Consider the following 12,603-nt stretch of genomic DNA (forward strand, 5'->3'; position numbering starts at 1 on the left):
TTGCTTAGCTTATGGATTATCTTAGGGTTTCTAGCAAGTTTTATGGCCTAATAGCTATCCTTCTATCGTCCCCAGTTAATAAAGATATTTCATTATGAATTTAAACTTTAATCAGCAGCTTGCTAGCGCTTATAAGTCTCCTAGCCAAATTGTACGAGTGCTCAGTGAAGATTGGGTAGCCAAGCAAAGCTACTGTCCAAACTGTAGTGCTCAACCTTTAATTGAATTCGGTAACAATCAACCTGTGGCTGATTTTTACTGCGGTAGTTGTAGTGAACAATTTGAGCTAAAGAGTAAAAAGGCCAAATTAAGCAATATTATCAATGATGGCGCTTACAAGACTATGCTTGCGCGTATCAATAGCGACGACAATCCCAGTTTTTTCTTTTTGACGTACTCGCCAGAGTTTACGGTCAATAACTTTTTAATTATTCCCAAGCAGTTTTTTAAACCTGAAATTATAATCAAGCGTAAGCCTTTAGCTGCTACTGCCAAACGCGCAGGCTGGGTTGGCTGTAATATTGATTTGCGGCAAGTGCCTGAGTCGGGCAAAGTATTTCTAGTAAAAGATAAAACCGTCATTGCGCGCGACACTGTCACGCAGCAATTTCAAAAAACGCTTTTTTTACGTGAGCAATCTATAACCTCTCGCGGTTGGACACTAGATGTTTGGCACTGCATTGACAGACTTGATGACAAATTTAATTTAAAACAAGTCTATGCTTTTGCAGATGAACTACAGGGTAAGCACCCTGATAATAATCATGTTAAGGACAAAATTCGCCAGCAGCTACAAGTGCTACGAGACAAAGGGATTATTGAGTTTTTGGGGCGTGGATATTATAGGAAGTCATATTAATTCTTATAATTATCCCAAAGAGGTAGGTTTTTTATCGCTAATAAATGGTTATGATACTTATATGGTAGGTAGTCTTTTTCCAACTCATCATTAACTGGAAAAAAGGCAGCAGGATTACCATTCACATAGTTATAAGGTCCGTTTTTAACATATTTATTCCACTGCCATAATAAAGCTAATAGTGTCCCAACAGGTTTTGTAAAAGCTTGCCTGCTAATAGTCATCGCACACATTACGAATTCATCGTGATGAATTTTATCTAATTCCTTTTCTAGCACTTCTTTCCTAGTATGCGCGTATTTAAAAACTCCACCGTAAGCGACATACTTCTTATTTCTCTCAAAATATATAACGCTGAAAGCAAGCTTTGTCTTAGAGTTTAAATACACGATTTCATCAGGATGTTTTCTAGCCTTACGACAAACTTCGCTAAAAATTAATAGTCGACGGATTTGTAAAGGTATGCGTTCATCTTCGTAGACTGAGCCCATTTGCTATCACCCTTTGGTAAAAACACTAGCATTGATCGATTAACGTCAATGCACAAGCTTAGTTAACAAAAGACGATCACTTCTCAAAACTCTTTTTGTTAGGATCGACAGCACTACTCGTCAGCAAGAATGGGAACAGTTATGAAAAGTGAAACAGGTTTAAAAAATTATCAGATAGAAATCGTTGAAACGATGAGCGCTATTATAGAAATAAGTGCTAAGGATGATTCTTCAGCAGTTATGCAAGCGCAAGAGAGGTATAGGAACGAAGATATTGAGTTAAATTATGATGATTTAATTGATACTAAATTTAATATTTTTGAAGTGGAATGACCGATTAACCAAACTCAACCACCTCACCCGACAGCAAGGTTAAAGCGGACACAGGCATGACACCGCGTACTGCATTACAAAAGAACATTTGGCTGAGTTTAGGCAAATCCTCATCGGTTAATGATCTAATAATCACCGGATTGTCGGTGCCAGCTAAGCTATCGATGATAACTTGACGCATGACCCCTTTGACACCCGACTGCGTCATAGATGGTGTGTACCATTGACCGTGCGTTAGATAGTTTTTGTCGCTATTTTCAATATGATCTAGGTGATTACCGTTTTTAGCGTTAGATGCGACTAGCTGATAGAAGACATTGCTCATCACACCCTCCACCCACTGCCCGCTCATATCGCGCACTAGCCCTTCATTAATGACAGCCGTCTTAGCTGACAAGTTTGTAGCTTTAGCTTTAAGCCGATAGAGCTCGCCACTGGCTAGCACATTATCAAGACGGTTTAGAGATTTTAGTCCGGCCAAAGTAGGCGGCAGCACAGAGATTTGCGAGGTAAGACAAATGGCGCGACTCGGCGCTTGCTGAATAACAGGGGCGCCATTTGACAACAGTAAGGTATCGTGAGAGCTAGCCGCTTCATGAGTGGTGCTTTGTGCCTCACTAGGCATAAGCTTGAGCCAAATCTCGCAAGCATGTCCGTCTGCACCCGCGGCAAAGCCATAACCGCGCAGCGACTGGCTCGCGCGAGTGACGATGAGCTTCATCATCCCTTGCTGGAGCTGCTGAGCATAACCCTTTAAATTCGCTATTAAGTCGGGCTTAGGGATATCGAGCTGCAGCGCAAGTGCATGACTCTTTAATCGCTGCCAATGATAGTCCGCCCACAGTATCTCACCATCAAGCACTGCCATAGTGGTGAAAAAACCATCGCCATAGGCCAGACCGCGATTGTCTAATGGCAGCCCAGCGGATAACAAGTTGTCTGACCGCTCAGCTCTCGACGATATGCTTAGCTCAGCACTGTTTGGCTTCGGGCGTATAGCGTACCAGCCGCCCTGTAGGCTATGATTACAAGTGTTATGAGCATTGTCAGCATTGTGAGCCTTGTCACTATCGTCGATACTCACCGCCTAGCCTGCACTCGCTTGTGCCTTTGACTTATTGAAGATAATCATACAGCTATAGAACTCGCATTTGGCAAGCTCAACGGTTTGACCGCCCGCGGCTTTATTTTTGACGATTTGACCATTGAGCATATCAGCGAGCACTCGGCCGCCCTCATCACCCATCAACTGACGGGCTAATGTATAGGCTTTTTGAGCGTGCGCCTTACTGAGTTCTTTTTCTTTGTCAGTATCAGTAGGATTGGCATAATACCAGCCCAGCTCTAGATATTTCTGCGAGTCGATAACATCTAGATATGGCGCATCGGTCTGCATAAAGCGGTATTTGGTCGCCGGATTACTAGCGTAATCGAGGCTGTTTTTGTCGGTAGTGACGACTTTACCAAAGGTCGCTTGAATATTATCTAACTCATCGATACTGACCGGCTCGACCGCTGTGCTGCCCCAACTCGACATATCGTAGCTGACGGGGGTTCCTTGATTAGCAACTGCGCCATCGAGATCGGCGGCATCCGTTGAGTTGCTAGCAGCTTCGGTGGCGGCCTCCTCAGTGGCTGTCGACACCTCGGCTTCGCTCTCCGCGCCTTGGTTTGAGTCATTACAAGCGCTCAAAGAGACGCCCGCTATCATTAGCATACTGACCATCAAAGGTTGAAGGCTTTTTTTCTGCATGGGCAATTTACTCATTTTATCTAAAATATTGAATGTAGAGTCGTCAGACCGAATTGATATAAATAGGGTTTTAACAAAACTTTAATGCTGATAGTTTACCCAACTGTTTTAGCCTTGACCAGCCTTTACCTTACTGATAACAATACGAGCGAGTACAGATTTGTTAACGGTATTGTTGTTTTATGACCGCTTGCAATGCTAGTTTGTCAAAGATTTGCCTATCGCTTATGATACCTTAGCTCTAAGAGACAGCTCCAACAGCATAAACAAAAACAAAATCAGAAGCGCTCTCAAACTCGCCTAACAGGATTTTAGCAATGACTCAGCATTTCATCGTTATTGGCAACCCCATTAGCCATAGCAAGTCCCCTCAGATTCATCAGACCTTTGCCGCTCAATCCGAGATCGATATTCGCTATCAGCGCCAGTATTGTCCAGATAATGAGGCTAGCTTTATCGCGGTAGTAGAAGCTTTTTTTAATGGTGGCGGCGGCGGCGCTAATGTCACCGTACCTTTTAAACAAATCGCTTTTACTCACTGTCAGGAGCAAGGAAACTTATCTGAACACGCCCGCGTGGCAGGTGCAGTCAATACCTTATTGATAAAAGGCGATGCAGTTTATGGTGACAATACCGATGGTCAAGGCTTAGTCAATCACATCATAAGCTTAGGATGGCCATTGAAAAAAGCGCGCGTGGCTATTATTGGGGCAGGCGGTGCAGCGCGCGGGGTGGTACTACCTCTCATTCAAGCGGGTATCGCGTCCTTAACGATTGCCAATCGTACTTTAAGCAAAGCGCAGACACTAGTCACTGAGCTTAGCGCGGCCAGCCAAACGATTGAGAAGCAGGCTATTGAGACTTGTACGACGGCGGAGCTAACTGGCGAGTTTGACTTGATTATCAATGCCACTTCCATCGGTCTAACGGAACATACCCTACCGATAGCCGATAGTCTTAACACTCACTATGCTTACGATATGATGTACGGGCGCGCCCTGCCCTTTTTAGCGCACTTTGCGCAGCGAGGCGCGCAAGTGTCTGACGGTTACGGCATGCTTATCAATCAAGCAGCGCTAAGCTTTGAATGCTGGACCGGAAAGGCCGTAGATATCGCGGCAGCTACAAAAGAATTGCCATCGCTATAAAGCGCTTTAGAGTAACAGACAATCTTAGACACCAAAACGCGCTAATAGCCAGCGCTCCAAGCGACTTAGAGATACACGCAGCTTTGCAGATTGCATCGCCATACCGCCCATCAGGCCAATAAGACACCCTAGCGCGGTATCTAGCATTCGTGCTCGAATGACTTCTTGATAAAGCTGCTGCGAAGGTGATAGACCACTGCCGTATTCGGCGATAAATACAGTTAATGGCGTGATAAATATCACCGCGAGGCCATAATGGCGATCGACCAAGGACTCAATACAAAGCATCAGCACAAAAATAGCAGCAGCGACTTGCCATAATGTCAGATGCCAAGACAGCATCCATGCCGCTACCCCCATACCTATAAGCGTGCCTAGCAGACGATGGAACTGCTTAATCCACATTGTACGTAGATGAATGCCTTGAATAATAATAAAGCAGCTCACCGCTGCCCAATACGGATAGGGCATCGCAAGCACTAAAGCGAGGGACAAAGATAGACTGACAAAAGCAGCCACCATGATACTTTCACTGATTGTCTCCGGCTGATAGCTTTGGGCTGGCAGGTTAGTACGCTCGCGTGTCGCTAATAACCACAGCGAGTACAGCAACGCCATGATGAGAGCAAAACCGCTACCAAGCATCACGAGGCCAGTCGCTGCGACAATTTGTGTCAAAGGCACTGGGATAAATAAGGCAATAGCGGTAGACATCATCACAAACAGTCCTGCCGGCGGTGGCTGGTTGTAATAGCGCCCAAATATCACAATAGCAAAAGCCACTAACGCAAATACAGGAATCTTCATAAAAGGGAGCTGCTGAGCTATAAGCCCTAACGCGAAACATAACGACATCGCAAAGCCCCAAGCCATCACCGTCACCATACGCTGAGGCAGACTTCCTATAAAGGGTAAGTTAAGAATAATCATCGCCCCAAGCGAAGCTTTTATCCCTGCAGATAGAGCGTCAAAATAAGCGCCAACAAATACCGGAAAGCTAATCGCAATAGCAGCGATAATGGGCATATGCCAAGGCCGCCGGCTTTGATTGACGGTCATTAAATGTTCAATCTCACCGCTAATCAAGCGCTTGATAGTCGCCAATAGTCGCTGAAAAAAGCGATAGTGAACGTTGCGACTGTGCTTTATTGACATATATAAAACCCTAAATTACTCTATACCTTTTGCATGATTTCATGACTCTAATGCTGCAAGAACTGTGTTATATTTTACTTGCTTGCTCTAAGCCTTTATTTTTCATTGCTATCTATTCAACTCAGCCTCAGTAATAACCAAAAGTAATATTAAAATTTGTGAAACATGAATATTAGTTATGGATGGTATATTTGTGGCCGCAGACTCTTTATACTGGGCTTATCATAATTGTCATAGCAATACCCCTTTATAGTCAAGATACGAAAAACTATCTTATTCCTATATTAGCCTGACTTATAAACTCTAAAGCCAAATAGCCGATAAAGATCTAACGGTCTACTATCGTCTGTTGTCCCAACTTACCAAAGAGAGCCCCTATGTTAACTTACAAAGCCCCTTTACGTGATATTAAGTTTTTGATAAATGATGTTTTTGATTTTCAGTCACATTACAAGACCCTAGACAATGGCGAAAATGCTGATCCTGAAACAGTCGATATGATCTTGCAAGGAATGGCTGATTTTGCCGAAAACATCTTATCTCCTATCTATCAGCCTGCTGATGAAGAAGGTTGTCATTTTGAAGATGGTGTCGTCACTACGCCTAAAGGCTTTAAAGAAGCTTACAATCAGTTTGTAGAAGGCGGCTGGCAAGGTATTTCATATCCTGAAGAATACGGTGGTATGAATCTGCCGATGTCGATCAACTTGATCAAAGCGGAAATTATCGGTACCGCTAACTGGCCGTGGGCAATGTATCCTGGCCTTTCTACCGGTTGTATTAATACCATTATGCAATATGGTACTGATGAGCAAAAAGAAACTTATTTACATAAATTGGTTGAAGGCACTTGGGCCGGTACTATGTGCTTGACTGAGCCGCAGTGTGGTACCGATCTAGGACAAGTTAAGTCAAAAGCCATTCCGCAAGAAGACGGTACTTATAAGATTAGTGGTACTAAGATTTTCATCTCGAGTGGTGAGCACGACTTGACGGACAATATCGTCCATATCGTTCTTGCACGCCTACCGGATGCACCTGAAGGCACTCGCGGTATCTCACTATTTATCGTGCCAAAATTCTTACCCAATAGCGATGGCGAAGCTGGCGAGCGCAATGGTGTCACTTGTGGCTCTATCGAGCACAAAATGGGAATTAGCTCATCAGCGACTTGTGTCCTAAATTTCGACGGCGCAACTGGCTATCTCATCGGTGAGCCGAACAAAGGCCTAAAAGCCATGTTCACCTTTATGAATACCGCTCGTATCGGTACTGGTATCGAAGGCTTAGCGCATACTGAGCTGTCTTTCCAAAACGCGCTACCGTATGCCAAAGAGCGCCGCTCAATGCGTACCCTGTCAGGGACGAAAGATCCTGAAAAAGTCGCGGATGCCATTATCCATCACGCTGACGTACGCCGTATGCTACTTACCCAAAAAGCTTTTGCTGAAGGAGGTCGCTCGATGATCTATCACTCCGCTCGCTATGCCGACAAGATGTCGCAAGGCGTTGCTAATGGTGATGATGCCGAGTTTGAAAAGTGGGATGATAAATTAGGCTTTTACACGCCTATCCTCAAAGGCTTCTTAACTGAGCTGGGTATCGAAGCGGCGAAGCACGGTCAGCAGGTTTACGGCGGCCACGGATATATCAAAGAATGGGGCATGGAGCTTATCGCTCGTGACGCGCGTATCGCTACTATGTACGAAGGCACCACCGGCGTCCAGGCTCTAGATTTATTAGGCCGTAAAGTTATCTTGCAGTCGAAAGGTAAGATCATCCGCGACTATACCTCAAGCATTATGAAATGGTGCAGCGAGCATGCCCTTGATAAAGACATGCGTAAATTCGTTTGGGCTTTGACTAAGCTATGTGCTGAGTGGAACACCCTAACTGTACGCTTGATGCTGATGGCGCGTAAAGATCGTGAAATCATCTCAGCGGCTTCAGAAGATTTCTTGATGTACTCAGGCTATGTAATGATGGGCTACCACTGGGCACGTATGGCAGCTGTCGCTTATGACAAGCTAGAAAATGGTGGTGTAGAAGCCCCAGAATTCTATCAAGCGAAGATCCAAACGGCTGAATTCTATTTCGATAAGCTTCTGCCTCGCACCTCAGGCCACGCCGAAGGTATGGTCGCGCCAAGCGAGAGCATGACCGCGATGGATATCGAAAACTTTGCGTTTTTAGACTAAAATTTAGAGTATTATAGTTAAAAACCAATTAATAAAATGAAATCAATAAAAAGCGTCTATTCATTAGGCGCTTTTTTTATGGGCAAAAATAAGAGTATTATTAATTAGTAATTATGAGCTAAAGCTAAATGCCCTAAGAATCAAACCGGAGCTACCGATGATAATGCAAAAAACTATCCTTTCCACATTAGCCAAGCACTCACCTATGACTAGTGTCAGCACTTTATTACTCATTGCTATTAGCTATAACGCGGTTGCTCATACTCATACTCCTGCTACTCCTATCACCTTTGCCCAAGGCAAAATCAGCGCTACTGTTAGTGGTGAATTAAGCCCTAAGCAGAATGAGCATTGGTATCAGTTTGAGGCTAGGAGCTCTCAATATGCCATTATCAACCTCTCAGCACTTGCCGGTAGTGCTGAGACCGCTAACGTTGGCGTGCTGCATATGCCAAACGGTGAGCAAGACGGCAATAAAGGCGGTATTATTTACCAAGGTTGCTTGCCGACGAACGGCACTTATCGCTTACGCATAGCGCGTAATCTGATGGCGACTCAAGGACAGACAGCAGGTTATAACGCTGACATTATCGTACTTCCAAAATACGCTAGTGCGTCTCTATGTGAGTAGCTGATGCTTTGTCTAGACTAGTCGCTCATGATTTGTTTATGATATACAGCGCTGATCTCTTCCACTTCTACGCATATCTGCAGCGCCGCGCGTCCTGATTGGTCACTTGCGACTTCACTATTTATAGCCGTCACTAATAGCTCAGCGAGCTGATTACGTACTATGGTATCGCGCCCGCTCATCAGCTTAAGATGCGCATAAATAAAGCCATACTCTTGCTCATCATCTTCGACCCCGACTAAAAAAGTATCTATAGGTAAGATGCGCGCCTTAATATCAGTGGGCTTGCCGAAATGTCCGCTGTGCCACAGCGCTTGGTTTAGTACTTTTAGCAGCGTCTCAGGGCGGTCGATACTGACATTAGGCGTGGCTTGAATAGTGAGATGCGGCATAGAATTTTTCCTTATGAGATTTTTACATTTATACAAGGTGAGTACAGTCACTCATCAATAATATCAGCAAACTGAGCCTTTAGGGTTGCCGCAAGCTCGCTAGCCGGCAGCTCAATCTCTAGCCCGCGGCGTCCAGCGCTAACATAAATAGTTGAGTGTTGCTGCGCGCTGCTATCAATCACCGTCGCTAGACGCTTTTTTTGTCCTAAAGGACTGACCCCGCCGAGCACATAACCGCTGCTACGCTGCACTTCTTGCGGCTCAGCCATCTGTACCTTTTTGCAAGATAAGGTTTTATTAATACATAGCGCTTTAGCCATTTTTTTAAAATTTAAAGTGTTTTCCACGGGCAGTATCGCGACCGCTAATTGGCCATTATCAGCCTTAACTACTAAGGTCTTAAATACTCGCTCAGCCGCAACGCCCAATTTCTCAGCGGCTTCTAGGCCATAAGAGCTTGCACTAGCGTCATGCGTATATTCATATATTTTGTAAGTGAGTTTGAGTTTCTTGGCAAGGTTAATAGCGGGAGTCATAAGCAGCTGCTCCAAAGATTAGGTAAAGAATAAAGCACTGAAAAGCTATTTATCTTAACCAATTTTTGTACTGATTAACATAGCCTGACATAGGCGCTTAGATGCAAGACAAGCTAATAATATTAGCTCTAAATAATGATTTAATACTAAGATAGATACTGAGGTCATATATCGCTTTATGTACTTTTGTGGCATCATAAGCGTATTACATTTTGCAGATATGATTTTAATTATGATACCCCGTTTCCTAAAAAAACGCTTTTCTAGATCGTCGAGCGCTAAGACTTCCGATAACTCAGCAGCTTCTGAAGCGCATCACCAAAATACTCAAGAGGCCAATGAAAATATCGATGTCTATGATGACAACGATAAACTGGCGAGCACCTCTTATAGCAAAACACCCATTAGCCAGATCTACCGCAAACTATCAGGAAAAGCGCTGGGCATAACGGTCAAACCTAAACTGCTAGGCGAGCTCCCCAAACTTGCCAATGATGAGCAGACCCTGACTTTTTATGTGCTACAAGATTACTCTCGTTCCAACAGTATTCTTATCGATTTGCAGACCCAAGAACATCAGCTGCCACCGGCTCTAGTCGGGGTAAAAGATTTAGCTCATGACCTCGATGAAAACGCTGCTATTATCTTTTTGAACCATCCAAAAGCGACCGACGATCAGCTCTCACCGCGTCTAGCGCGTTTGGTTGCCGCCACGTTGCAGCATTCTGACCTCAACATCAGATTAGTACCGGTATCGATTCTGTGGGGACGTGCGCCTGAAAAGGAAGATTCTTTATTTAAGCTATTAATGACCGATAACTGGGAAGATCCTAGTATCACCAAGCAGCTGTTTAATATTGGGGTCATGGGCCGCGATACCTTTGTACAGTTTCATACTCCGCAGAACTTACGTACTATCGTTTATAACCATTTAAACGATGACTTAGAGGGAGCGGATGACTCTAAGCCTAGTCACCAACAGCAAGCGCCAAGCGACCCTATCTTGCTTAGCAGTTCAGAGATTGGCAGTTTAGTGACTAGTTCTTCAACGACAAACGCCAATACGGCTTTGGTTCCTATAGCCGATGCTAACCGGGAACTACTGCGTAACCTGCAATATCAGCTCGATCTCTATTTAGATAAGCAGCGCGCTAGCATGCTCGGGCCTGATCTCTCTGATAGGCGTAATTTGGTCGATAAGCTGATTTACTCGCCCGCTATCAAGCATGCTATCGAAAAAGAAGCCAGTGACACAGGAGTCTCTGAGCACGAGGCGCGTGACGTCGCTCGCGGTTATGCTAATGAGATGGTCAATAACTACTCTTACTCGATTATTAGAGTGTTTGAGCGCTTTTTGACTTGGCTATGGACACAGCTTTATGACGGTGTGGAAGTGCATCATTTCGAGCGCGTACGAGAGCTGGCCACCGATCACGAAATCATCTATGTGCCCTGTCATCGCAGTCACGTTGATTATTTATTATTGTCTTATGTTATCTATAAGCGCGGTTTGAGTATTCCTTATGTGGCGGCGGGTGATAACTTAGATGTACCGGTATTGGGACCTTTATTACGCGGCGCGGTAGCTTTCTATATCCGTCGTAGCTTCCGTGGTAATGCTTTGTACACAGCGGTACTACGCGAGTACATGCATACCTTAATCAGTCGTAGTACCCCTATTGAGTACTTCATTGAAGGCGGGCGTTCGCGCTCAGGTCGTCTGCTGCCGCCAAAGATGGGAATGCTTGCAATGACAGTGCATAGTCAACTGCGCAAAACCAACAAGCCAGTCGTGTTTATCCCCACTTATATTGGTTACGAGCGCATTATGGAAGGCGGCACTTATATCGGTGAGCTCAAAGGTAAGCCGAAAGAGTCAGAGTCGGTTGTTGGCTTATTAAAAGCCACCAAGAAGATCGAACGGATCTTTGGCAATGTGCATTTGAGCTTCGGTACGCCGCTACATTTGAGCGATTTTATGCAGAAGTTTGAAGTTGCAGCAGATAGCTTACCGAAAGACCGGACAGATACGCCTCTTGATAAAAAAACCAATGCTATGGTCGATAATATCGGCGTCAAGATCATGCAGCATATCAATAAAGCAGCGGTCGTTAATCCCATCTCCTTATTATCATTAGTGCTTTTATCAGCGCCAAAAGCCGCGCTTGATGAAGTCATCTGCCGCGAACAAATCGCCCTGTATCAAGGTATCGCTCGTTATCTGCCTTATGCTGATGATACGGTCGTGACCGATATGAACCCGCAAGACATCATCGATTATGGTATCAAGCTCAAGCTCATTGAGCGGATACCGCATATCTTAGGAGATATCATTCAAGTCGCGGGCAAACAAGCGGCGCTACTCAGTTACTTCCGCAATAACATCCTGCATGTTTTTATCTTGTTATCCTTCTTAGCTGCGCTCGTCGCTCGTAATGGCCGTATTGAGCGTAGCCGCTTAGATAATATCGTCTCGCAGCTGTATCCGTTTCTGCAAGGTGAGCTGTTTTTATATTATTCAGCGCAGAGCCTGCAAGCGGTCCTCAATCAAAAGATAGATAACTTGATTGAACATGGGCTAATCGTTGAGTTAGAAGATGGTGTGCTCAGTGCCCCTGAAACTAACAGTAGCCGCTATCAGCAACTGCAAGTGCTTGCGACTCCTGTGGAACAAAGCCTTGAGCGTTACTTTATGACGCTTGCGCTATTAGCGCAGCAAGGCTCAGGAAATCTAACGGAAAGCGAGGTAGTCGATCTGTGCCATCTATTAGGTCAGCGACTATCTGTGCTCTATGCCGACGACATCCCTGATTTCTTTGATCGCTCGCTATTTACAAGCTTCGTCAATGCCCTCATCCGTCTCGACTATGTACAAAAAGACGAAGAGACTGGCGTGCTAAGCTTCGATCAGCGTATCAATAATATTGCTCATCATGCCAAGTACATTTTGACCCCAGATATGATGCAAATCTTGCAGCAAGTGGCCAGTCTCGATGAAAAAGAGATTACTCACGCTATTACAGAGATCAGTAATAAAAAACAGCGTAAGTTTGGCCGTAAGCGTTAATTACCTTACTATCTATAACGCTTCAAAAAAAAACCGCTAA

General features: G+C 44.7%; 12 protein-coding genes. 6 read left to right on the top strand and 6 right to left on the bottom strand.

All coding sequences use genetic code 11. From position 1 onward, the window contains the following. Positions 1–94: 94 nt before the first annotated feature. Positions 95–859, top strand: coding sequence for a DpnI domain-containing protein (locus ACS8E3_RS01405; RefSeq protein ID WP_439240434.1), 765 nt, complete (start codon positions 95–97; stop codon positions 857–859). Here the strand turns inward: ACS8E3_RS01405 and ACS8E3_RS01410 are convergent. Next, a complete protein-coding gene (locus tag ACS8E3_RS01410) occupies positions 856–1,350 on the bottom strand; it encodes a hypothetical protein (RefSeq protein WP_439240436.1) in 495 nt (164 codons plus the stop codon). The genes ACS8E3_RS01405 and ACS8E3_RS01410 overlap by 4 nt on opposite strands. Before the next feature lie 141 nt (positions 1,351–1,491). Here ACS8E3_RS01410 and ACS8E3_RS01415 point away from each other — a divergent pair, with 141 nt between their 5' ends. Then, positions 1,492–1,683, top strand: coding sequence for a DpnD/PcfM family protein (locus tag ACS8E3_RS01415; RefSeq protein WP_439240437.1), 192 nt, complete (start codon positions 1,492–1,494; stop codon positions 1,681–1,683). Positions 1,684–1,687: 4 nt separating this feature from the next. Here ACS8E3_RS01415 and ACS8E3_RS01420 read toward each other — a convergent pair whose 3' ends face one another. Then, positions 1,688–2,767 (bottom strand): aminotransferase class IV, encoded by a 1,080-nt coding sequence (locus tag ACS8E3_RS01420; RefSeq protein WP_439240439.1) that lies wholly within the window; start codon positions 2,765–2,767, stop codon positions 1,688–1,690. 3 nt (positions 2,768–2,770) lie between these two features. After that, positions 2,771–3,436 (bottom strand): hypothetical protein, encoded by a 666-nt coding sequence (locus ACS8E3_RS01425; RefSeq protein WP_439240441.1) that lies wholly within the window; start codon positions 3,434–3,436, stop codon positions 2,771–2,773. 317 nt (positions 3,437–3,753) lie between these two features. Between ACS8E3_RS01425 and aroE the strand changes: the two genes are divergently transcribed. After that, the gene (gene aroE, locus ACS8E3_RS01430) at positions 3,754–4,584 is read left to right on the top strand and encodes a shikimate dehydrogenase (protein WP_439240443.1); all 831 of its coding nucleotides are present in this window, start codon (positions 3,754–3,756) and stop codon (positions 4,582–4,584) included. 24 nt (positions 4,585–4,608) lie between these two features. Here aroE and ACS8E3_RS01435 read toward each other — a convergent pair whose 3' ends face one another. Continuing rightward, positions 4,609–5,739 (bottom strand): FUSC family protein, encoded by a 1,131-nt coding sequence (locus ACS8E3_RS01435; RefSeq protein WP_439240445.1) that lies wholly within the window; start codon positions 5,737–5,739, stop codon positions 4,609–4,611. 377 nt (positions 5,740–6,116) lie between these two features. Here ACS8E3_RS01435 and ACS8E3_RS01440 point away from each other — a divergent pair, with 377 nt between their 5' ends. Next, positions 6,117–7,937, top strand: coding sequence for an acyl-CoA dehydrogenase C-terminal domain-containing protein (locus ACS8E3_RS01440; protein WP_439240447.1), 1,821 nt, complete (start codon positions 6,117–6,119; stop codon positions 7,935–7,937). 205 nt (positions 7,938–8,142) lie between these two features. Then, positions 8,143–8,568, top strand: coding sequence for a hypothetical protein (locus tag ACS8E3_RS01445; RefSeq protein WP_439240449.1), 426 nt, complete (start codon positions 8,143–8,145; stop codon positions 8,566–8,568). Positions 8,569–8,585: 17 nt separating this feature from the next. On the opposite strand, the gene ACS8E3_RS01450 is transcribed toward ACS8E3_RS01445, so the two are convergent. Both ACS8E3_RS01450 and ybaK read right to left on the bottom strand, forming a co-directional pair. After that, complete coding sequence (locus ACS8E3_RS01450; RefSeq protein WP_439240451.1) at positions 8,586–8,960, bottom strand: 5-carboxymethyl-2-hydroxymuconate Delta-isomerase; 375 nt, start codon at positions 8,958–8,960, stop codon at positions 8,586–8,588. 47 nt (positions 8,961–9,007) lie between these two features. Beyond that, complete coding sequence (gene ybaK, locus ACS8E3_RS01455; RefSeq protein ID WP_439240453.1) at positions 9,008–9,496, bottom strand: Cys-tRNA(Pro) deacylase; 489 nt, start codon at positions 9,494–9,496, stop codon at positions 9,008–9,010. A gap of 232 nt (positions 9,497–9,728) precedes the next feature. Between ybaK and plsB the strand changes: the two genes are divergently transcribed. Continuing rightward, positions 9,729–12,563: a glycerol-3-phosphate 1-O-acyltransferase PlsB gene (gene plsB / locus ACS8E3_RS01460; RefSeq protein ID WP_439240455.1), complete on the top strand. Its 2,835-nt coding sequence runs from the start codon at positions 9,729–9,731 to the stop codon at positions 12,561–12,563. Positions 12,564–12,603: the final 40 nt, after the last annotated feature.

Source organism: Psychrobacter sp. 2Y5 (assembly GCF_051847375.1).
Lineage (GTDB): Bacteria > Pseudomonadota > Gammaproteobacteria > Pseudomonadales > Moraxellaceae > Psychrobacter.